This is a genomic window from Paracoccus sp. MKU1 (assembly GCF_001447385.1).
Taxonomy (GTDB): domain Bacteria; phylum Pseudomonadota; class Alphaproteobacteria; order Rhodobacterales; family Rhodobacteraceae; genus Paracoccus.
Genome location: NZ_LLWQ01000120.1, coordinates 22,410 through 42,152 on the forward strand (window position 1 = coordinate 22,410; position 19,743 = coordinate 42,152).

19 protein-coding genes are annotated in these 19,743 nt (G+C 68.2%); 6 read left to right on the forward strand and 13 right to left on the reverse strand.

The annotated features are described in order from the left end of the window. Positions 1–37: 37 nt before the first annotated feature. Both tyrS and AQY21_RS07740 read left to right on the forward strand, forming a co-directional pair. Positions 38–1,282, forward strand: a complete 1,245-nt coding sequence (tyrS, locus tag AQY21_RS07735; RefSeq protein ID WP_058097134.1) for a tyrosine--tRNA ligase — start codon at positions 38–40, stop codon at positions 1,280–1,282. A 172-nt stretch (positions 1,283–1,454) separates the two neighbouring features. Continuing rightward, a complete protein-coding gene (locus AQY21_RS07740; RefSeq protein WP_058097135.1) occupies positions 1,455–1,907 on the forward strand; it encodes a TM2 domain-containing protein in 453 nt (150 codons plus the stop codon). Between the two features lie 123 nt (positions 1,908–2,030). Here the strand turns inward: AQY21_RS07740 and AQY21_RS07745 are convergent, their stop codons facing one another. The 4 genes from AQY21_RS07745 to AQY21_RS07760 all read right to left on the reverse strand — a co-directional run bounded on the left by AQY21_RS07745 (position 2,031) and on the right by AQY21_RS07760 (position 4,249). Beyond that, positions 2,031–2,591 (reverse strand): DUF2585 domain-containing protein, encoded by a 561-nt coding sequence (locus tag AQY21_RS07745; protein ID WP_058097136.1) that lies wholly within the window; start codon positions 2,589–2,591, stop codon positions 2,031–2,033. A 48-nt stretch (positions 2,592–2,639) separates the two neighbouring features. Further along, positions 2,640–3,095, reverse strand: coding sequence for a YaiI/YqxD family protein (locus tag AQY21_RS07750; protein ID WP_058097137.1), 456 nt, complete (start codon positions 3,093–3,095; stop codon positions 2,640–2,642). A 61-nt stretch (positions 3,096–3,156) separates the two neighbouring features. Then, positions 3,157–3,750: a peptidylprolyl isomerase gene (locus AQY21_RS07755; RefSeq protein ID WP_058097138.1), complete on the reverse strand. Its 594-nt coding sequence runs from the start codon at positions 3,748–3,750 to the stop codon at positions 3,157–3,159. Next, on the reverse strand, positions 3,740–4,249 hold the full coding sequence (locus AQY21_RS07760) for a peptidylprolyl isomerase (RefSeq protein ID WP_011748208.1): 510 nt from the start codon (positions 4,247–4,249) through the stop codon (positions 3,740–3,742). The genes AQY21_RS07755 and AQY21_RS07760 overlap by 11 nt, the downstream gene beginning before the upstream one ends. A gap of 175 nt (positions 4,250–4,424) precedes the next feature. Between AQY21_RS07760 and pgk the strand changes: the two genes are divergently transcribed. Next, positions 4,425–5,621 carry a phosphoglycerate kinase gene (pgk, locus tag AQY21_RS07765; RefSeq protein WP_058097139.1) on the forward strand — a complete coding sequence of 399 codons (1,197 nt, stop codon included), beginning with the start codon at positions 4,425–4,427 and terminating at the stop codon, positions 5,619–5,621. 154 nt (positions 5,622–5,775) lie between these two features. On the opposite strand, the gene AQY21_RS07770 is transcribed toward pgk, so the two are convergent. Continuing rightward, entirely contained in the window at positions 5,776–6,009 is a 234-nt protein-coding gene (locus tag AQY21_RS07770; protein WP_058097140.1) for a hypothetical protein, read from the reverse strand. 126 nt (positions 6,010–6,135) lie between these two features. Between AQY21_RS07770 and AQY21_RS07775 the strand changes: the two genes are divergently transcribed. Together AQY21_RS07775 and ftsY are read left to right on the forward strand one after the other, a co-directional pair. Next, the gene (locus AQY21_RS07775) at positions 6,136–7,065 is read left to right on the forward strand and encodes a class I fructose-bisphosphate aldolase (protein ID WP_058097169.1); all 930 of its coding nucleotides are present in this window, start codon (positions 6,136–6,138) and stop codon (positions 7,063–7,065) included. 134 nt (positions 7,066–7,199) lie between these two features. Then, positions 7,200–8,312, forward strand: coding sequence for a signal recognition particle-docking protein FtsY (ftsY, locus tag AQY21_RS07780; RefSeq protein ID WP_058097141.1), 1,113 nt, complete (start codon positions 7,200–7,202; stop codon positions 8,310–8,312). A 51-nt stretch (positions 8,313–8,363) separates the two neighbouring features. Here ftsY and AQY21_RS07785 read toward each other — a convergent pair whose 3' ends face one another. Genes AQY21_RS07785 through hisS form a run of 4 tightly spaced genes read right to left on the reverse strand, consistent with a single transcriptional unit; the run spans position 8,364 to position 12,009 of the window. Continuing rightward, positions 8,364–8,732 carry a hypothetical protein gene (locus tag AQY21_RS07785; protein WP_058097142.1) on the reverse strand — a complete coding sequence of 123 codons (369 nt, stop codon included), beginning with the start codon at positions 8,730–8,732 and terminating at the stop codon, positions 8,364–8,366. A 54-nt stretch (positions 8,733–8,786) separates the two neighbouring features. Next, complete coding sequence (gene hisG, locus AQY21_RS07790) at positions 8,787–9,464, reverse strand: ATP phosphoribosyltransferase (RefSeq protein WP_058097143.1); 678 nt, start codon at positions 9,462–9,464, stop codon at positions 8,787–8,789. After that, entirely contained in the window at positions 9,461–10,528 is a 1,068-nt protein-coding gene (locus AQY21_RS07795; protein WP_058097144.1) for an ATP phosphoribosyltransferase regulatory subunit, read from the reverse strand. The genes hisG and AQY21_RS07795 overlap by 4 nt, the downstream gene beginning before the upstream one ends. Continuing rightward, positions 10,525–12,009 carry a histidine--tRNA ligase gene (gene hisS / locus AQY21_RS07800; protein ID WP_058097145.1) on the reverse strand — a complete coding sequence of 495 codons (1,485 nt, stop codon included), beginning with the start codon at positions 12,007–12,009 and terminating at the stop codon, positions 10,525–10,527. Before hisS ends, AQY21_RS07795 begins: the two co-directional genes overlap by 4 nt. Before the next feature lie 48 nt (positions 12,010–12,057). Here hisS and AQY21_RS07805 point away from each other — a divergent pair, with 48 nt between their 5' ends. After that, complete coding sequence (locus AQY21_RS07805) at positions 12,058–12,273, forward strand: SlyX family protein (RefSeq protein WP_058097146.1); 216 nt, start codon at positions 12,058–12,060, stop codon at positions 12,271–12,273. A gap of 67 nt (positions 12,274–12,340) precedes the next feature. Here AQY21_RS07805 and AQY21_RS07810 read toward each other — a convergent pair whose 3' ends face one another. The 4 genes from AQY21_RS07810 to AQY21_RS07825 form a co-directional block, all read right to left on the reverse strand. Beyond that, positions 12,341–12,850, reverse strand: a complete 510-nt coding sequence (locus AQY21_RS07810; protein WP_058097147.1) for a hypothetical protein — start codon at positions 12,848–12,850, stop codon at positions 12,341–12,343. Positions 12,851–12,946: 96 nt separating this feature from the next. Beyond that, positions 12,947–14,461, reverse strand: coding sequence for an Asp-tRNA(Asn)/Glu-tRNA(Gln) amidotransferase subunit GatB (gene gatB, locus AQY21_RS07815; RefSeq protein WP_058097148.1), 1,515 nt, complete (start codon positions 14,459–14,461; stop codon positions 12,947–12,949). A gap of 256 nt (positions 14,462–14,717) precedes the next feature. Continuing rightward, positions 14,718–16,628, reverse strand: coding sequence for a monovalent cation:proton antiporter-2 (CPA2) family protein (locus AQY21_RS07820; protein WP_058097149.1), 1,911 nt, complete (start codon positions 16,626–16,628; stop codon positions 14,718–14,720). Beyond that, positions 16,628–19,696 carry a hypothetical protein gene (locus AQY21_RS07825; protein WP_058097150.1) on the reverse strand — a complete coding sequence of 1,023 codons (3,069 nt, stop codon included), beginning with the start codon at positions 19,694–19,696 and terminating at the stop codon, positions 16,628–16,630. The genes AQY21_RS07820 and AQY21_RS07825 overlap by 1 nt, the downstream gene beginning before the upstream one ends. Positions 19,697–19,743: the final 47 nt, after the last annotated feature.

Genomic DNA, 19,743 nt, shown 5'->3' on the forward strand with positions numbered 1-19,743 from the left:
CCCCCGGTATATCCGCGCCAGTCGAAAGGAACAGCCCATGACCTACCGTGCCAAATCCGATTTCCTGAACGTGATGATCGAGCGTGGCTATCTGGCGGACTGCACCGACATGCAGGCGCTGGACGAAGCCCTCGTCAGCGGGCCGGTGACGGCATATATCGGTTATGACGCGACCGCGGCCAGCCTGCATGTCGGGCACCTCTTGAACATCATGATGCTGCGCTGGTTCCAGAAGACCGGCAACCGCCCGATCACGCTGATGGGCGGCGGCACCACCAAGGTCGGCGACCCCTCCTTCCGCAGCGAGGAGCGCCCGCTGCTGACCCCGGAGGCGATCCAGTCGAACATCGACGGCATGCAGCAGGTCTTCGCCCGCTACCTCGACTATGGCGAGGGACGCGCGATGATGCTCAACAACGCCGAATGGCTGGACAACCTGAACTATCTGGATTTCCTGCGCGACATCGGCCGGCATTTCTCGGTCAACCGGATGCTGTCGTTTGAATCGGTCAAGTCGCGCTTGGATCGCGAGCAGTCGCTGAGCTTCCTCGAATTCAACTACATGATCCTGCAAGCCTATGACTTCCTCGAGCTTTACCGGCGTTATGGCTGCCGGTTGCAGATGGGCGGCTCGGATCAATGGGGCAATATCGTCAACGGCATCGACCTGACCCGCCGGGTGCTGGATGCCGAGATCTGGGGCCTGACCTCGCCCTTGCTGACCACCTCGGACGGGCGCAAGATGGGCAAGTCGGCCGGCGGCGCGGTCTGGCTGAACGGCGCCATGCTGTCGCCCTACGAGTTCTGGCAGTTCTGGCGCAACACCACCGACGCCGATGTCGGCCGCTTCCTGAAGCTCTATACCGAGCTGCCGGTCGAGGAATGCGACCGCCTCGGCCGGCTTTCCGGCTCCGAGATCAACGCCGCCAAGATCATCCTGGCCAATGAGGTCACGACGCTGCTGCACGGCGCCGAAGCCGCCGCATCAGCCGAGGCGACCGCCCGCGAGGTTTTCGAACAGGGCGGCGCCGGCGGCGATCTGGAGGTGGTGACCATCGGCGCCGATGCGCTGGCCTCGGGCCTGACCGTAGTGCAGCTTCTGGCGCAGACCGGCATCACCGCCTCGGGGAAAGAGGCCAAGCGCCTGATCGCCGAGGGTGGGCTGCGGCTGAACAACGAGGCCGTGTCCGATCCCCAGCTTGCCGTCGATGCGGCGCTGATCGGCAACGGGCTGAAAGTCTCGGTCGGCAAGAAGAAACACCGCATGGTGCAGGTGGGATAAGCGAAGGGCGGGGCGATTCCGGCCTTTTTTAATCCCGGCTTTTTTAGATGACAGCGGCCACGCAAAACGTCGCAGTTACCGGCCGTTTGGCTGTCGAGAATATTCTTGATCTTTCCAGGTTCTTTATTTTTTCATATTAGATGATTCGTAACTTTAACAAAGGGTAGCGTTAATGCGTGGCAGCGTTCTGGACTTCGATCCGAGAAGTGGATCCGGGATCATCAGCGGGGGCGATGGCGTTCGGTATACGTTCAAGGGTGTGGACGTGCAGAATAATTTTGAGAAGATTCGCGCCGGGGTCAATGTCGATTTCGAGGCGGTTGAAGACCAGGCGACCGCCATCTACCCCGTTGCGCCTTCCGCGGGACAAGTAGGCGAAAAGTCCAAGGTGGCTGCGGGCCTGCTGGCGCTTTTCTTGGGCGGGCTTGGCATCCACAAGTTCTATCTGGGCCAAACGACTGCTGGCATTATCATGCTACTGGTTTCCGTGCTGGGTGCCATCCTGCTGTTCATTCCCACTTTCATAGTTGGAATTATCGCTTTCATCGAAGGAATAATCTATCTGACCAAGTCCGACGAGGATTTTTACCAAACCTATGAGATAGACAAGAAGGCTTGGTTCTGAAATCAGTTCCCGCCGCTGTGGCGGAAGCCTCGAAGCCAAGGCCAGGTTGGTCGTGTTGGGAACAGGGCTGTCTCGCTTCGGGGTGCGACACAAAAGGGGGGCTGCGCCGGACGGCCCCTCGCATCATCCGCCCTGCCAGGCCTTCACCGCCTCCAGCGGCCAAAGCAGCATCAGCACGTTCAGCGTCAGCCCGTCGCGGATCAGCCAGGTGGTCAGCGCCTCGAATCCGATCGCCATGGCGACCGAGGCCCAGACCGGCAACCGCGCCGCCAGCGCAAAGCCCAGCACCATCGCCACGATGTCGGCCACCGAATTGATCACGCTGTCGCCGTAATAGTCCAGCGAGATGGTCACCGCGCGATAGCGTTCGATGATCGCGTCGGAATTCTCGACGATCTCCCAGGCGGATTCGACCAGCGTCGCGATCGCCAGCCGCCAGCCGAAAGACAGGCGCCGCGCCACCAGCCACAACCCGGCATAGAACAACAACCCGTGGATGATGTGCGAGGGCGTATACCAGTCGGTCAGATGCTGCGAGTTCTCGGAACTCATCGTCTCGCCGTGCCAGAGCTTGACATAACCGCATGTGCAGATCGGCTCGCGCCCGATCCAGAGCAGCCAGGCGGTGGTCAGGAGGATGATGAGGAAGCTGGCCCAGTAAGGGGTGGATCGGCGTGTGAACATGATAGGCCCTGAAATCATCCCTGCGATACGCTGTCCATGGCCAGCGCCCTAGCCCGCGCGCAGCGCCGCCGCCATCACCCGGTCCAGCGATTGCAGGAACCGCGCCCGCTCGGGCTTGCCGAAACCGCCGCCCCGGCCCTGGTGGAACGGATCGGCGGCGCGGATGTCCTGCATCAGGTCCCGGGTGGCCAGCCGCGGACCGATATTGGCCGGGGTCAGCACCTCGCCGTCGGGCTGCACGACCTGCGCGCCGGCCTTGAGGCAGCGGTCGGCCAGCGGCAGGTCGGTGGTGACCACCACATCGCCGGGGCCGCAACGCGCCGCGATCCATTGATCGGCCGCATCCGGCCCCTCGGGCACGATCACCAGCGACAGCAGCGGATTGGCCGGCGGCCGCAGCCCGCCATTGCAGACCAGCACCATCGGCACGCGCAGCCGGGTCGCGACCCGTTCGGCCTCGGCCTTGACCGGACAGGCATCGGCGTCGATGTAAAGCGTGGTCATGCGGGAAGCTCCTTGAAGAAAAGCCCCGCACGGGGCGGGGCTTTCGGGTCGGGCGGCGGCCTTACTCCTCGACCGTCACCTTGACCATGTAGTCGGGCTCGACCACGGCGCCATTGGCGGCCGGATCGCCCTTCTTGATCGCGTTCAGCACGTCCCAGCCATCGACCAGCTGGCCGACTACGGTATATTGCCCGTCCAGGAAGGTCGCCGGTGCCAGGTCGATGAAGAACTGGCTGTTGGCGCTGTTCGGATCCTGCGAGCGCGCCATGCCCACGGTGCCGGCCTGGAAGCTGACATCGTTGAACTCCGCCGCCAGGTCCGGCATGTTCGAGCCGCCCATGCCCGCCCGCGCGGTGTCGCCGCCATGCTTGCCGAATGCGACATCGCCGGTCTGGGCCATGAAGCCGTCGATCACGCGATGGAACACCACGCCGTCATAGGCGCCCGATTTCGCCAGCGTCACCAGGCGTTCGACATGGTTAGGCGCCTTGTCGTTGTAGAGGTCCAGCACGATCCGGCCCTTGGCCGCGCCCTTGGCATCGGCGACCTCGATCACCAGGTTCGGGCCCGGCCCGTCGGTGACGCCCGGCAGGCCCTCGGCCCAGGCGGCGCCGGCCGACAGCAGCAGCGCGGAAACCAGCAGCTTATTCCACATCGGCCGCCACCTTCACCGAGATCATCCGGTCGGGATTCGCCGGCGGCTCGCCGCGGGCGATCTTGTCGACATGCTCCATGCCCTCGATCACCCGGCCGTAGACGGTGTATTGGCCGTTCAGGAAATGGTTGTCCTTGAAATTGATGAAGAACTGGCTGTTGGCCGAGTTCGGGTTCATCGAGCGCGCCGCGCCCAGCGTGCCGCGGTCATGCGGCAGACGCGAGAACTCGGCCGGCAGGTCCGGCAGGTCCGAGCCGCCGGTGCCGGCGCGGCCCGGATTGTAGTTGTTTTCCATGTTGGCATGTTCCACGTCGCCGGTCTGGGCCATGAAGCCCTCGATCACGCGGTGGAAGGCCACGTTGTCGTATTTCCCGGCCCGGGCCAGTTCCTTCATGCGCTCGGCATGCTTGGGCGCCACGTCGGGCAGCAGCTCGATCACCACCGGGCCGTCCTTCAGCTCGATGATGACCGTGTTCTCGGGATCCTTGATCTCGGCCATGGGGGTCTCCTTCTGATGGCTTGGCAAAAGGCATAAGCATTTCGCCCGGCCCATACAACGCCGCCATTGCCGGGCGGTTCGCCGCCGGGCAGGGTTGCGCGGCCGGTTGACGAAAATGTCATGATGCGGGAAAACCCGCACGGGCGCCGGAGCCCATCAGGAAAGGGACGAGAGCATGGCGGATTTCAACACGATCGACGACCTGGATCTTGACGGCAAGGTGGTGCTTGTCCGCGTGGACGTGAACGTCCCGGTCGAGAACGGCCAGGTCACCGATGCCACGAGGATCGAAAAGATCGTGCCGACCGTCAAGGACATCCAGGCCAAGGGCGGCATCCCGGTGCTGTTGGCGCATTTCGACCGCCCCAAGGGCCAGCGTGTGGACAGCATGAGCCTGAAGGTGGTGATCCCGGCGCTGGAGAAGGCGCTTGGCCAGCCGGTGAAATTCTCGGACGAGGCCATCGGCGGCCCCGCGAAGCGCGCCGTGGCCGATCTCGCCAAGGGCGACGTGCTGCTCTTGGAAAACACCCGCTTCTATCCGGGCGAGGAAAGCAACGACGCGACCTTCGCCGCCTCGCTGGCCGCGCTGGGTCAGGCCTATGTGAACGACGCCTTTTCCGCCGCGCACCGCGCCCATGCCTCGACCGAGGGGATCGCGCGGCTGCTGCCCGCTGCCGCCGGCCGGCTGATGGAGGCGGAGCTGAAGGCGCTGGACGCCGCGCTCGGCAATCCGCAGCGCCCGGTGGTGGCGGTGGTCGGCGGGGCCAAGGTCTCGACCAAGCTCGACCTGCTCGGCAACCTGATCGAGAAGGTGGACCACCTGGTCATCGGCGGCGGCATGGCGAACACTTTCCTGGTCGCCCAGGGCATCGAGGTCGGCAAGTCGCTGGCCGAGCGCGACATGGCCGACACCGCGCGCGACATCCTCGGCAAGGCCGAGAAGGCCGGCTGCACCATCCACCTGCCGGTGGACGTGGTGGTGGCGCGCGAGTTCAAGGCCGGCGCTGCCAGCGAGACCGTGGCGGTGGATGCCTGCCCGGCCGATGCGATGATCCTCGACGCCGGCCCTGCGACGGTGGCGAAGATCCGCGAGGTCTTCGAGACCTGCCGCACGCTGATCTGGAACGGCCCGCTCGGCGCCTTCGAAATCCCGCCCTTCGACGCCGCGACCAATGCCGCGGCGCAGGAGGCCGCGCAGCTGACCCGCGAGGAGAAGCTGATCTCGGTCGCCGGCGGCGGCGACACGGTGGCGGCGCTGAACAAGGCCGGCGTCTCGGGCGACTTCACCTTCATCTCGACCGCCGGCGGCGCCTTCCTGGAATGGATGGAGGGCAAGGAACTGCCCGGCGTGGCGGCACTGCGCAAACGCTGAAACCCGCCCGCTGGCGACAATGTGAAAAAGGGGCCTTCGCGGCCCCTTTTTCATCGATGGTCCAGCCAAGGTCACCGCAGGGCGATTCCCGCCAAGGCTGTGCAACACAAGGCTGTGCGACAGGGGCACGGGCGAGCCCCTGCCAGATGCGGGATCAGTTCCCCTGTGCCGGTGCGGCGTCACCCATAGTTGCGGCTTCGCCCGTCGGCGTTGCGGGCGCGGTCACGGCGGGCGGCGCGTTGCGCCCGACATCGCGCGAGTCGGTATCGAGGAACAGGATATAGAGAAAGGCCCCGATCGAAATCACGAAGGCCAGCCCCAGCACCAGGAAAAAGGGCCGGTTCTGGCGGATCTGTTCGGGAATGCCAGCGGGATCTTCGTTTGCCATGGGAATTCCCCCCAATTCTGACAGCGGAACAACGCCGAAATGCGGCCACGGGTTCCGTTAGCGCAATCGCGATTGCCCTTGCCGGCGGGTCTGCTAAGCAGCCCGCATTCAGACATGGAGTTCCCGATGCAGATGACCGATACCGTCCGCAAGATCCTCGCCAATTACGAGGGCGAAGCGCCGGGTGTGAAGGCCCAGCTGGCCCGCATGCTGATGACCGGCAAGCTGGCCGGCACCGGCAAGATGATCATCCTGCCGGTGGACCAGGGTTTCGAGCACGGCCCGGCGCGCAGCTTCGCCCCGAACCCGGCCGGCTATGACCCGCATTACCATTACCAGCTGGCCATCGACGCGGGGCTGAACGCCTATGCCGCGCCGCTGGGCATGATCGAGGCGGGCGCCGACACCTTCGCCGGCCAGATCCCGACGATCCTGAAGGTAAACTCGGCCAATTCGCTGATGTCCGACACCGCCGGCAAGAACCAGGCGATCACCGCCTCGGTCGATGACGCGCTGCGGCTGGGCTGCTCCGCCATCGGCTTCACCATCTATCCGGGCTCGGACATGGCGCTCGACATGATCGAGGAGATCGTCGAGATGCGCAAGGAAGCCGCCGCCAAGGGCGTGGCGACGGTGATCTGGTCCTATCCGCGCGGCGAGGCGATTTCCAAGGACGGCGAGACCGCCATCGACATCGCCGCCTATGCTGCCCAGATCGCGGCGCTGATCGGTGCGCATGTCATCAAGATCAAGCTTTCGACCGACCATCTTGAGCTGGGCGAGGCGAAAAAGGTGTATGAAGCCAAGGGCATCGACATCTCGACCCAGGCCAAGCGCGTCGAGCATTGCATGCAATCGGCCTTCAACGGCCGCCGCATCGTGGTGTTCTCGGGCGGCGCGGCCAAGGGCGCCGATGCGGTCTATGACGATGCGCGCGCCATCCGCGACGGCGGTGGCAACGGCTCGATCATCGGCCGCAACAGCTTCCAGCGCTCGCGCGAGGATGCACTGGAGATGCTGCAAAAGCTGGTGGACATCTACCTGAGCAAGGCCTGATTGCGCGCTCCGTGGGGCTCTGCCCCACACCCCGGGATATTTGGGCACGAAAGAAGGGGCGTCCGTTTCAGGGCGCCCTTTTCCTTTCGGACAAGAGTGCCTAGGTTCTGCCCGACAGACAGAAGGATGGGTGCATGTCGTTTTTCTCGAAGCTGCGCGACCGGCTGACACGGTCCTCGTCGAAGATCGGCGCAGGGCTGGACGACATCGTCTCGGACGGCGTGGACGGAGAAAAGCCGGCATCGGCACCCGACCAGCCTGCCGGGCTGGCGCCAGCGCCAGCCCCGGCGGCGCAGCCCATGCCGATCCCGACGCGGGAACCCCAGCCTGCCGCCGATCCTGCCGCATCGCCCGGCACGCGTCCGGGTGTGCTGGGGCGTCTGTTCGGCCACGCGCCCGCCCTTGCCGAGCCGCGCCGCGAGCTGGATGACGAGATGCTGGAGCAGCTCGAGGAGATGCTGATCCAAGCCGACATGGGCGTCGAGACCGCACTACGCGTCACCGCCAATATCGCCGAAGGCCGCATGGGCCGCCGCATCTCGGCCACCGAACTGAAGGAGCTGCTGGCCGGCGAGATCGCGCGGATCATGACGCCGGTGGCGAAACCCCTGCCGATCTATCCCAAGCGGCCGCAGGTGGTGCTGGTGGTGGGGGTGAACGGCTCGGGCAAGACCACGACCATCGGCAAGCTCGCCAGCCAGTTCAAGGCGGCGGGCAAGAAGGTGGTGATCGCCGCCGGCGACACCTTCCGCGCCGCCGCCGTCGAGCAATTGCAGGTCTGGGGAAGCCGCGCCGGGGTGCCGGTGATGACCGCGCCCGAGGGTGCCGACCCGGCCAGCCTCGCCTTCGACGCCATGGTGCGGGCCGAGGCCGAGGGCGCCGACCTCCTGATGATCGACACCGCCGGCCGCTTGCAGAACCGCCAGGACCTGATGGAGGAACTGGCCAAGATCGTTCGGGTAATCCGCAAGAAGGACCCCTCGGCGCCGCACAACACCCTGCTGGTGCTGGACGCCACCACCGGTCAGAACGCGCTGAGCCAGGTCGAGACCTTCCAGAAGCTGGCCGAGGTCTCGGGCCTGGTCATGACCAAGCTGGACGGCACCGCGCGCGGCGGCGTTCTGGTGGCGCTGGCCGACCGTTTCGGCCTGCCGATCCACGCCATCGGCGTGGGCGAGCAGATCGACGATCTCGACGCTTTCGACGCCAGGGACTTCGCCCGCGCCCTGGTCGGACTCGGGGACTGAGCATCTTCTCCGTTGTCTAAATACCCATGCGGCCGCGCAACCGGCGCGGCGTCACGGCTTGACGAGATGCGCGTCCGTCCGGGTGTCCTTGACCGGCGCGACATTGCCCACCGGGTCGGCCATCGGCCCGACCACATCCTGCGGCGGCGTGAAGGGCGCGGTCAGCTCGGCGGTCCCGGCCTGCTTGTCATAGATGCAGACATAGCGGTCCACCCCGCCATCGGCCAACGTGGTGATCAGCAACGCCGCACCGTAGCTTTCCGAGCCGAAGGGGTTGACCTCGATCGCCGTCTCGCCCGCATCGGGGGCGAGCGCGGTGCAGGCACTCTCGACATCCTGGCGGAACTGCTCCCAGGCTTCCTCGGAGGAGGCAAACGCGGGACTTGCGGACAGGATCAGCATCAGGGCGGCCAGGCGCATCGTCGTTCTCCATAGCGGTGCGAGGGCACAACGCCCCTGCCCGGCCGCGGGTTTCTAGAGCCCCAGCCGCACCGCGAAATCCCGCACCGCGGCCGCGTCCCCTGCCGAAAGCGAGCGCAAGAGCGTCGCCTGCGAGCGCAGGATCGGTTCCTCGCCGATGATCTTCAGATGGTTGGCGCGCAGCGTCTCCCCGGATGAGGTGATGTCGGCGATGGCCTCGGCGGTCAGGTTGGCGACCGTGCCCTCGGTCGCGCCCTGGCTGTCGACCAGCTGGTAATCCGCGACCTCCTCGGCCGAGAGCCAGGCGCGCACCAGCCGGTGATACTTGGTGGCGATGCGCAGGCGGAAGCCGTGCTCGGCGCGGAAATCCCGGGCGATGGTGGCGAAGTCGTCCAGGGTCTCGCAATCGCTCCAGCAGGCGGGCACGGCCAGGATCAGGTCGGCATGGCCGAAGCCCATCGGCGCCAGTTCCTCGACATGGCCGCGCCAGCCCGCCAGCTTCTCGCGGATCAGGTCGGTGCCGGTCACGCCCAGGTGGATGCGGCCGGCCATGAGCTCGCGCGGGATCTCGCCGGCCGACAACAGCACCAGCGCCACGTTTTCGGCGCCCTCGACCCGGCCGGCATATTCGCGCTCGGAGCCGGCGCGCGACAGCCGCACGCCGCGGGCGGCAAACCAGTCGAAGCACTGCTCCATCAGCCGCCCCTTGGACGGCACGCCCAGCCGGATCATGCGAGTCCCCCCAGTTCGTAGACCAGCCCCGGCCGGATGATGCCGCCGACCGCCGGGATCGACCGGCCCTGCGCCTGTCCCAGCACCGCCGCCAGCGCGTCGTAGCGGCCACCCGAGGCGACCGGCGGCCAGTCCTCGCGCCCGGCCGCCGCGAAGCTGAAGGTCATGCCGTCGTAATATTCCATCGTGTGCCGACCGTGGCTGGCGTCGAAATGCACGGCGCCGACGTCGATGCCACGCGCGGAGAGCGCCGCGAGGTTGCGTTCCAGCCGGTCCACGGCTGCGGCGATGTCGGGGATCTCGGCCGCCAGAGCGCGCAGCTGCCGCAGCGCCTCGGGCGCCGGGGCGCCGATCGCGAACAACCGCTCCAGCCGCTCGACCCATTGCGGCGGCAGCGGCGTCTCGGCGGCGTCGGCGCGCAGCCGGGCGATGCGGGCCTGCATCTCGGCGGGACTGCGCAACCCGGTCCAGGGCGCGGCGCTTTCGGGAAAGCGGCGCATCTCGGCCGGCGCCGCGAAGCGCGCCAGCAGCCGGGCAAAACGCCGCGGCCGCCAGATGTGGTGCAGAAGCGCGGCGCGGCGGGCCCCCGACAGCGGCAGGGCGCGCACCGCATCCATCAGCAGGTCCATGTCGCCCATCGTCGCCCGCAGCTTCAGTGGCGCCAGGATGCGGTGGAACAGCGCGAAGACCTCGGCATCGGCCTCCGGATCACGAGCGAAAAGCTCGAAACCGGCCTGCAGGTATTCGTTGTCGCGCGGATGCTCGGGCCGGGTCTCACCATGATCCTGCTTGCGGAACACCTCGCCCAGATAGCAATAGCGGGCCGGCTCGGCGCCGTTCGCCATATGCATCTGCACCACCGGCACGGTGAAATCCGGGCGCAGCATCATCTCGCCCCGGATCGGGTCTTGCGTGACATAGGCACGGGCGCGGATGTCCTCACCATAGAGGTCCAGGAGCGTGTCCGCCTCGAGCAAGATGTCGGGCGCCACCTCCTCGGCCCCGGCGGCGCGAAAGGCGGCGAGGATCTGCTGGCCGATGGCCTGTTTCTCGCGCTTGCTCATCCGAGGATACGCCGGACTTCCGCGACCAGATCGGCGCGGGCGACTTCGGTCTGGGCGGGCTGGGCCTTCCATTCCTCGTGGCTGGCCTCGGCGGCGATCTTCGCGCCCAGGATCAGGTCCTTGACCTGCACGACGTCGCGCGCCGCCTCGTCGCCGCCCTGGATGACCGCGACGGGGGCATTGCGCTTGTCGGCATATTTCAGCTGGTTGCCGAAGTTCTTGGGATTGCCCAGATAGACCTCGGCGCGGATGCCGGCGGCGCGCAGTTCCGCCGCCATGGCCTGGTAATCGGCCATGCGCTCGCGGTCCATGACGGTGACGACGACCGGGCCCTGTTCGGTGCCGCCCATCAGCCCCTTGGCGCGCAGCGCAGCCAGCAGGCGGTCCACGCCGATGGAAACCCCGGTCGCCGGCACTTTCTGGCCGGTGAAGCGTTCCACCAGCCCGTCATAGCGCCCGCCGCCGGCGACCGAGCCGAACTGGCGCTTGCGGCCCTTGTCGTCGAGGATCTCGAAGGTCAGCTCGGCCTCGAATACCGGGCCGGTGTAATAGCCCAGGCCGCGCACGATGGAGGGATCGATGATGGCGCGATCCTCGCCCACGCCCATGGCGGCGAGCATCGCGGCGATCTGGGCGAGCTCCTCGACGCCCTCGGCGCCGGCCTGCGAGGCGCCCACGGCGGCGCGCAGATTCGCCAGCGTCTCGGCGTTGTCCGCGCCCTTGGAGGTCAGGAAGGCGATGACCGGCCCGGCCTGTTCGGGCGAAAGGCCCACGCCCTCGATGAAGGCACCGGACTCGTCCTTGCGGCCGGTGGTCAGCAATTGCCGCACGCCCTGCTCGCCGACCTTGTCGAACTTGTCGATGGTGCGCAGCACGTCGTCGGCGGGCTTGCCCTCGGCCACGCCCATGGCTTCCAGGATGCCGTTCAGCACCTTGCGGTTGTTGATGCGGATCAGGTAGTCGCCGCGCCGGATGCCGGCATGTTCCAACGCCGCCGCCAGCATGGCGCAGATCTCGGCATCCGCCGCGACCGAGCCCGAGCCGACAGTATCGGCGTCGCATTGGTAGAACTGGCGGAAGCGGCCGGGGCCGGGCTTCTCGTTGCGCCAGACCGGGCCCATGGCATAGCGGCGATAGGGGCTGGGCAAGTCGTTGCGGAACTGCGCGGCCACGCGGGCCAGCGGCGCGGTCAGGTCATAGCGCAGCGCCAGCCAGTCGCCGGCCCCGCCGCCGGGGACCTCCGCCTCTTGCCAGGCGAAGACGCCGGCATTGGGGCGGTCCACATCGGGCAGGAACTTTCCCAGCGCCTCGACGGTTTCCACTGCACTGGTTTCCAGGGGCTCGAAACCGTGGCGATGATAGATCTCGGCGATGCGGTCGAGCATCTGCTTGCGCTCGGTCACGTCGGCGCCGAAATAGTCGCGGAACCCCTTGGGCGTCTCGGCCTTGGGACGGGGCTGTTTCTTCTGATCTTTCGCCATGGTTTGCCTCGGGCTTTTCCATGCGGCGGTCTAGCGGATGGAGGATGGATGGACAAGCAGACGCAAGAGCGGATCGAACGGCTGGAGGAAGCCGTGGCCTATCTGGCGCGCACCGTCGAGGACCTGTCGGGCATCGTGGCCCGGCAGGAAAGCGAGATCGCCCGGCTGGCGCGGCACGTCGGCATGCTGATGGAGCGCGAAGCGGAACGCGAGGCCGAGGCGGGAACGGTGCCGCTGTCGGACCAGCGGCCGCCGCATTGGTGAAGGAAGGGGCGCTGCCCCTCGCCCCCGTGCCGGGGGCTCACCCCGAAGTACTTGGAAAACGGTGAAATCAGCGGCTGGCCGGGCCGAGGCGCGGGCCGATGGGGGCCGGGGCCTGCGGGGCGGTCAAGGGCGGCTCGGCGACCCGGGCGCGGGTCTGGCTGTTCGGGGCGACCGGAGCCGCGGGTTTCGGCGTGGCGCGCATCGGCTGGCTGAAGGGACCGCGCGCCTGCGGTTGCGACGGGCTCTCCCCGGGCGCGGCGGTGTCTTCGGCGGCGGTTTCGACCATGGCCGGAGCGGGCTGCGGCTCGGCGGCGGCAGTGGAAGCGTATTGCTGGCCCGGCGCCGAGCGCGTGCGGCGGAAGACCAGCAGGTTGTGATAGACCGTGGTGCGGCTGGTCAGGCCCGAGCGTTCCTCGGCCGGCAGGGTCTCGGCCCGGACATAGTCCCAGCCGTCGCGCGCCATCTGGTTCAGCACATCGGTCAGGGTGGCGGCGAAACGCTCGATCCCGGTCTTGGCGCCTTTGGCCTTCTCGCCGCGCGAGGGCGCGGGGATAACGGTGTATTCGTGGCTGCTCATCGTCTTCTGCCTTTCCGTTTGGCGGCAGATTAGGTCAGATGGCCGCCAAGGAAAAGCCGGATGGAGGGCAAAGGGCCGTGAGGTTCCTGCCCCGGACTATTGCCCCAGCTTCTTCGCCACCAGCTCGTTCACTGCCGCCGGATTGGCCTTGCCGCCGGTCGCCTTCAGCACCTGGCCGACGAACCAGCCGGCGAGCTTGGGGTTGGCCTTGGCCTTTTCCACCTGCGCCGGGTTTGCGGCGATGATCTCGTCCACCGCCGCCTCGATGGCGCCGAGGTCGGTGACCTGCTTCATGCCGCGCGATTCGACGATCTCGGCCGGGTCGCCGCCCTCGGTCCAGAGGATCTCGAACAGCTCCTTGGCGATCTTGCCCGAGATCGCGCCCGAGCCGATCAGGTCGATCACGCCGCCGAGCTGGATGGCCGAGACCGGCGAGGTCTCGACCGTCAGGCCTTCCTTGTTCAGCCGGCCGAACAGTTCGTTGATGACCCAGTTCGCCGCCTGCTTGCCGTCGCGGCCCGCGGCGACCTGCTCGAAGTAATCGGCGCTCTCGACCTCGGCGGTCAGCACGCCGGCATCGTATTCGGACAGGCCCAGTTCGGTGACGAAACGCGCCTTCTTCTCGTCCGGCAGTTCCGGCATGGCGGAGGCGATGCCGTCCACCCAATCCTGCTCGATCTCCAGCGGCAAGAGGTCGGGATCGGGGAAATAGCGGTAGTCATGCGCCTCTTCCTTGGAGCGCATCGAGCGGGTCTCGCCCCGGTCAGGGTCGTAGAGCCGCGTTTCCTGCACCACCTTGCCGCCATCCTCGATGATGGCGATCTGGCGGCGGGCCTCGTAGTCGATGGCCTGCTGGATGAAGCGCAGCGAGTTCATGTTCTTGATCTCGCAGCGGGTGCCGAGATGGCTGAAATCCTGGGTTTCCTGATAGCGCTCATAGGCGCCGGGGGCGCAGACCGAGACGTTCACGTCGGCGCGCAGGTTGCCGTTCTGCATGTTGCCGTCGCAGGTGCCCAGGTAGCGCATGATCTGGCGGAGTTTCGCGACATAGGCCGCCGCCTCCTCCGGCCCGCGGATGTCGGGGCGGCTGACGATCTCCATCAGCGCGACCCCGGTGCGGTTCAGGTCGACGAAGGACATGTTCGGATCCATGTCGTGGATCGACTTGCCGGCATCCTGTTCCAGGTGAATGCGCTCGATGCGGACGCGGCGGGCGACGCCGGGGGCCATGTCCACGATCACCTCGCCCTCGCCGACGATGGGGTGGTAGAGCTGGCTGATCTGGTAGCCCTGCGGCAGGTCGGGATAGAAATAGTTCTTGCGGTCGAAGGCCGAGACCAGGTTGATCCGCGCCTTGAGGCCGAGGCCGGTCTTGACCGCCTGCGCCACGCAGAACTCGTTGATCACCGGCAGCATGCCCGGCATGGCGGCGTCGACGAAGGCGACATGGCTGTTCGGCTCGGCCCCGAAGCCGGTCGAGGCGCCCGAGAACAGCTTGGCGTTCGAGGCGACCTGGGCATGGACCTCCAGCCCGATGACCAGTTCCCAATCCTGTTTCGCACCCTGAATGATCTTCGGTTCCGGGGCGGTATAGGTCAGATGGTCGAGCATGGCATTTCCCCTGGCAAGGCTGCCCCGCCTTTTAGGGGCTTGGCGCCCGCCCGGCAAGGCCCGGCCCGTGGCGCGGCGACCAGGAGTATTTGGGAAACGGTGAAGGCGGACTCCCCCAGCCCTGTCCGGCAGCTTTCGGTTGCCCCCGCGCTTGCGATTTTGGGGAAACGGGGAAATCCCGCCGGGCCGGCGGCCGGTTCGCTTTCATCGTTTTACGAACATCCAGGCCCCGCCGGCCAGGAGCAGCGCCGCCGCCTCAGCGCCCGCCCGGACGGCCGGGGCGGGCCAGGCCATGCTCGGGCACCTCGTCCAGCTCGGCGGCGATGGGCGCGGCGCTGGGGCCATGGGCGAAGCGTTCCATCAGCGCGTTTTCAAGCTGCCGGTTCAGGTCGCGGCTGAGCGTCATGTATTCCGCGTTCTCATGCACCGGAACGCCCGGCTTCCAGACCTCGGCCAGCTCGCGCAGATGGGCGCGGTCCATGCGATAGAAGATGCGTTCCAGTTCGGAGGCCTCATAGGGCGAAAGGCCGAGATGCTCGAGCACATAGCGCCCGGCGCGCAGCGAGCTGTCGAAGGTCTCGCGCACGATATGGTCGGCACCGGCGGCATAGAGATGGAACACGTCAACCCGGTCCCGCGCCCGGGCGATGACCACGATCTCGGGGCGCTTTTCCTTGGCATAGCGGATCAGGCGCAGATTCGCCTCGGGATCGTCCAGCGCCGCGACCAGCACCCGTGCCTTGCCCAGCCCGGCGGCGGCCAGGATCTCCGGGCGGCTCGGATCGCCGAAATAGCCCTTGAAGCCGAAGCGGCGCATGAGCTGGATCACCTCGAGGTCATGGTCGATCACGGTGGTCTTGTAGCCCGACATGGTGACCAGCCGGTTCAGGACCTGGCCGAAGCGCCCCACCCCGGCGATGATGATCGGCTGCTGCTCGGAAATCTCGTCGGCGATGTCGCTGGCCCGCTCCTCGGCGATGCGGCGCGAGATGAAGTCCGAAAGGATGAACAGCAAGGGCGTCGCCAGCATCGACAGGGCGATCACCATCAGGAAGCCCTGCGCCAGCAGACGCGGCAGGATCGCCAGCGACACGGCATAGGAGATCAACACGAAGCCGAACTCGCCCGCCTGCGCCAGCGACAGCGTGAACAGCGTCCGGTCGCTGCCGCGCAGCCCGGTCAGCCGCGCGATCAGGTGCAGCACCAGCGCCTTGATGGCGATCACCGTCACGGTGATGCCGAGCACCGTCACCGGATATTCGAACAGCAGCCGGAAATTCATCCCGGCGCCGACGGTGATGAAGAACAATCCCAGCAGCAGGCCCTTGAAGGGCGCGATCTGGCCCTCCAACTCGTGGCGGAATTCGGAACCGGCCAGCATCACCCCGGCCAGGAAAGTGCCGAGCGCCGGCGACAGGCCGACGAATTCCATCAGCGAGGCGATGCCCACCACGATCAGCAGCGCCATGGCGGTGTCGAGCTCGTGCAGTCGGGCGGTATAGACCCAGCGAAACAGCGGCCGGATCAGATATTGCCCGATCAGCACGACGGCGGCCACCGCGCCCAGCGTGACCAGCGCCGCCGCCCAGCCGGGCAGGGAATGCATGAAGGCCTCGCCGATATGCTCCTCGGCCTGCGGCAGAGGCGCGAGGGTGGCCAGCAGCGGCATCAGCGCCAGCATGGGGATGACGGCGATGTCCTGGGTCAGCAGCACGGCAAAGGCGCTGCGCCCGCCCGGCGTGTGCATCAGCGATTTCTCGGAAAGCGTCTGGAGCACGATGGCGGTCGAACTGAGCGACAGGATCATGCCCAGCGTAACCGCAATATGCCAGTCCTGTCCCAGCGCCATGCCGACCAGCGCCAGCAGCGCCACCGTGCCCAGGATCTGCATGCTGGCCAGCCCGAGCAGGCGCTTGCGCATCTGCCACAGCGCCCGCGGCTCCAGTTCCAGCCCGATCAGGAACAGCATCATCACCACGCCGAACTCGGCGAAATGCTGCAAATCCGCCATCTCGCCCGGGGTTCCGGCGATGCCCAGCACCGGGCCGATGACGATGCCCGCGATCAGATAGCCCAGCACCGAGCCCAGTCCCAGCCGCGCCGACAGCGGCACGGCGATCACCATTGTCATCAGATAGACAGTGGCGATCAGCAGGAATGTCTCCATCAGCGCCCGTCCAGCATCCGCAGCTCATGGGTGCGGCCCGCCTTGACGTAGGTCAGCCGTCCGTCTCCGATGGAATTGATGGTCCCGCCGTCGATGCGGTCGCCCAGGCGGACGGTCACCACCTTGCCGTTGCGCAGCCGGATCAGCGCGCGGCTGGCCTTGCCGGCGCCGATGATGCCGATGACCGTGGTGCGGCCCATGTCGATGCCGCGGGACTGGGTCGCGGCCTTGGCCACGCTGGCCGAGGTCGAGCCCTTGGGCAGGGCGGCGGTGGCGATCTCGGGCTCGTTGTCGATCTCGGGCGGCTTGTACTCCTGGCGCTGAGCGCGGGCGGCGCGTTCCTCGGCCTCGGCCTGGGCGCGGGCGCGGGCTTCGGCCTGGGCGCGGGCCTCGGCCTCGGCCTTGGCATCGGCGGCGGCACGGGCGCGGATGCGGGCCTCGGCCTGGGCCTGCAACTGCTCGTCCAGCTTGCGGCGGGCGGCCAGCTCGGCCTCGCTGGGGCCGGCAGCGGCAGCCGGGGCCGCGGCGGCGGCGCTCTCGGGCGGCGGCGGATCGGCAGCGGCCTCGGGCGCGGCCGGCGGCCGCTCGCCGCGCCGGGGCGGCAGCGGCGACGAGGCCAGCGCCGAAAGCTGCACCCCGCCCGGCGGTGCGGGCGAAGCCGCGACCGCAGCAGAGATCGCGGCTTCGACCGCATCGCCCGAAACCGCAGCGGCGGCGCCGGCGGACGCGCCGGGACGGGCCCGCGGACGGACCGAACCATGCAAAAGCCCGCCCGAATCGCGGGCGGGCGCTGCGGCGGTTTCGGCGCGGTCGGGCTTGTCCGGTGGTGGCGTGGTCGCCGATCTCAGCGCGGCGTCAACGGCCGAAGGGCTGACCGCATCGCTGGCCGTGTCCGGCTTGCGCTGTGGCCGGGCCTGCGCCAGCCGCTCTCCCCGCGGCAAGGGATCCAGCGCGGCCAGCCCGTCACGCCCGAGATCGCGGACCAGGTCGCGCAAATGCTGCTGTTCGGCCGGGGTCAGGCTGTCGGCGGGCAGACCGACGCCCGGCAGCTCGGGGGTCGAACCCTCGGGGCGCGAGGGCGGCCGGGCCGAGCCGCGCAGCACCGCATTGCCGATCGCGGCGGCGGGCTGGGCCTGCGTCGGCGCCGGGGCCGCCGCCGGAGTCGGAGTCGGGGCTATGCGGCGGTGACGCTCGGGCGGGCGGGCGCTGCTGACGGGCTGGGCGCGGCGCTGGCTGGCCTCGAAAGGCAAGGGATCCGCAGGCAGGCGCGGCGCGCTATCGGCGCGCGGCACCGTGGTCTGCGGCGTGCTGCGGCGCGGCGCAAGCTGCGGCCGGGCCGAACTGGTCAGCCGGGTAGCGGCGGGTGCGGGCTGCGCCGGCGTCGCTGCGGGCCGGGCCTGCGTGGGCGCCGGCCGGGGGGGCGCCGCCGGGTCGGGTCGAACTGCCTGGCTGGCGGAGCTGGTGGCGCCGGCCAGCGCCGGAGCGGGGGATGCCGGAGCCGAGGGCGCCGCGGTCGAAGGCGGCACCACGGCAGCCGCCACCGCGGCGGCGGCAACGACGACGCGACGCCGTTCTTCCTCGGTCAGCGCAGAAGGCGGAACGGTGGGGGCGACGGCCGGCTGGGGCGCCGCCTGTTGCGGGGCTGCGGGCGCGGGGGCCGGCTCGGGCTGGACCGGTTCGACCGGGGTCGATGCGGTGGCAGCCGGCGCCGGGGCAGCCGGAGCGGGCTCTGGCGCCGGCGCTTGCGCGGGGGCGGGTTCGGCAGGCTGCGGTGTCGGAGCCTGATCGGACGAGGCAACGGCTGCAAGCTGCGCACCCTCCCGCTCCGGGACCAGGAAGGCCCAGATCAGGATCAGCCCGACGACCAGCGCGCCCAGCATGGCGATCAAGCCGGCAAGGCCGCCGCGCTCGCCCGGGCGGCGAGGCTGGGCCGGCGCGCTGCCGGCCGGGCGGGTCTGGCGGGCGCTGGCCGCGCGCTCATGCACGGCGCGGGCGCGCGGGTTCAACGCGGCGGCCGCCTGCGGCACGGCATCATGTTGCGCGGCGGGCATGGCATCCGCCGCGGTTGCGGCCGCTTCCGCCGAGTCCGGAACCTGATCCTGCATTGCCGCCTCGGCCTCGCCGGCGGCAGGGGTTCCGGCGGTTTTCGCAACGGCCTCGGCAGCGTCGTCTTGCTGCGCGACCGGGACCGGGTCGACGGCCTCAGCCGCAGATTCTGCCGGATCATCCGCCAGGCTTTCTTCTGAATTTCTGATGGTTTTTTCGGAATCATCGATATCTTCTACGCCATCGGCCTTTGCTGTCGCAGCCGCGTCCGGCCCATCGGTTTCCTCGCTGATGGTTAAGGAGACCGGTTCATCGGAGACGGGCTCCGCCTCGTCGCCCGGCCCCTGGGGCAAGGACAGGCTTTCGGCACCCTCATCCTCCGGCAGGTCGGACCGATCCCCCTCGAGGTCCAGCGCGTGCTGTTCCGCAGGCGGCTCCTCCTCGATCAGCAGCGCCGAGACGGTCACGCCGGCCTGCGCCGGGTCAACCTGCGGCCGGCTGCGCGGGGCGGGCTCCAGCACGAAGACCGGCTCGCCCGGATAAAGCCCCGCCGCGGGGGCCGAACAATAGCCCTGCCCCTCAAAGCCGTATTGCCGGGCGAAATCCCGCGCCTCGCGCAGGGTCTGGCGGGCCACGGCGGCGACGCGCACGCTGTCACCGTCGCCTTCCCAGTCGAAGGCCAGGTCCTCGATGGCATAGGGGGTCAGCCCGTCCAACGCCCGTCCAACGGCATGTTCGCGATCCGCACCGGGTGCGACGGTCAGCGTCGTGTAAAGGATCTGGTCGTCCGGAATGATGAGCGTGACGGGCAACGTCACCTCGGCCCCGGCGCCGGTCGCCATGGCGCGCAGGCGGGCAAGCTCCTCGTGAAAGCCGGGCGAGTCGAACTCGACCGAGCCCAGATGCCGCCAGCCCGCCGGGGCGGGACCGCCCTGTCGACCCAAATCCCGCTCGCGCCGTTCGAGATGCACGGCATCCTCGCTGAAGGAGAGGGCGTATTCGGTAGCGGAATCAAGCGACATCGACGGGCTTTGCTTTCGGTTCCGGGCGCCCGGGTCGTCCCCGGACG

Excerpts from the sequence above, each read along its gene's own strand:
- AQY21_RS07820 (WP_058097149.1), bottom strand. The coding sequence starts at position 16,628 with ATGGAGACATTCCTGCTGATCGCCACTGTCTATCTGATGACAATGGTG.
- hisG (WP_058097143.1), bottom strand. The coding sequence starts at position 9,464 with ATGATCCGGCTGGGCGTGCCGTCCAAGGGGCGGCTGATGGAGCAGTGC.
- AQY21_RS07825 (WP_058097150.1), bottom strand. The coding sequence starts at position 19,696 with ATGTCGCTTGATTCCGCTACCGAATACGCCCTCTCCTTCAGCGAGGAT.
- AQY21_RS07755 (WP_058097138.1), bottom strand. The coding sequence starts at position 3,750 with ATGTGGAATAAGCTGCTGGTTTCCGCGCTGCTGCTGTCGGCCGGCGCC.
- pgk (WP_058097139.1), top strand. The coding sequence starts at position 4,425 with ATGGCGGATTTCAACACGATCGACGACCTGGATCTTGACGGCAAGGTG.
- AQY21_RS07805 (WP_058097146.1), top strand. The coding sequence starts at position 12,058 with ATGGACAAGCAGACGCAAGAGCGGATCGAACGGCTGGAGGAAGCCGTG.
- gatB (WP_058097148.1), bottom strand. The coding sequence starts at position 14,461 with ATGCTCGACCATCTGACCTATACCGCCCCGGAACCGAAGATCATTCAG.
- AQY21_RS07775 (WP_058097169.1), top strand. The coding sequence starts at position 6,136 with ATGCAGATGACCGATACCGTCCGCAAGATCCTCGCCAATTACGAGGGC.
- AQY21_RS07745 (WP_058097136.1), bottom strand. The coding sequence starts at position 2,591 with ATGTTCACACGCCGATCCACCCCTTACTGGGCCAGCTTCCTCATCATC.
- ftsY (WP_058097141.1), top strand. The coding sequence starts at position 7,200 with ATGTCGTTTTTCTCGAAGCTGCGCGACCGGCTGACACGGTCCTCGTCG.
- hisS (WP_058097145.1), bottom strand. The coding sequence starts at position 12,009 with ATGGCGAAAGATCAGAAGAAACAGCCCCGTCCCAAGGCCGAGACGCCC.
- AQY21_RS07770 (WP_058097140.1), bottom strand. The coding sequence starts at position 6,009 with ATGGCAAACGAAGATCCCGCTGGCATTCCCGAACAGATCCGCCAGAAC.
- AQY21_RS07750 (WP_058097137.1), bottom strand. The coding sequence starts at position 3,095 with ATGACCACGCTTTACATCGACGCCGATGCCTGTCCGGTCAAGGCCGAG.
- AQY21_RS07785 (WP_058097142.1), bottom strand. The coding sequence starts at position 8,732 with ATGCGCCTGGCCGCCCTGATGCTGATCCTGTCCGCAAGTCCCGCGTTT.
- tyrS (WP_058097134.1), top strand. The coding sequence starts at position 38 with ATGACCTACCGTGCCAAATCCGATTTCCTGAACGTGATGATCGAGCGT.
- AQY21_RS07795 (WP_058097144.1), bottom strand. The coding sequence starts at position 10,528 with ATGAGCAAGCGCGAGAAACAGGCCATCGGCCAGCAGATCCTCGCCGCC.
- AQY21_RS07810 (WP_058097147.1), bottom strand. The coding sequence starts at position 12,850 with ATGAGCAGCCACGAATACACCGTTATCCCCGCGCCCTCGCGCGGCGAG.
- AQY21_RS07740 (WP_058097135.1), top strand. The coding sequence starts at position 1,455 with ATGCGTGGCAGCGTTCTGGACTTCGATCCGAGAAGTGGATCCGGGATC.
- AQY21_RS07760 (WP_011748208.1), bottom strand. The coding sequence starts at position 4,249 with ATGGCCGAGATCAAGGATCCCGAGAACACGGTCATCATCGAGCTGAAG.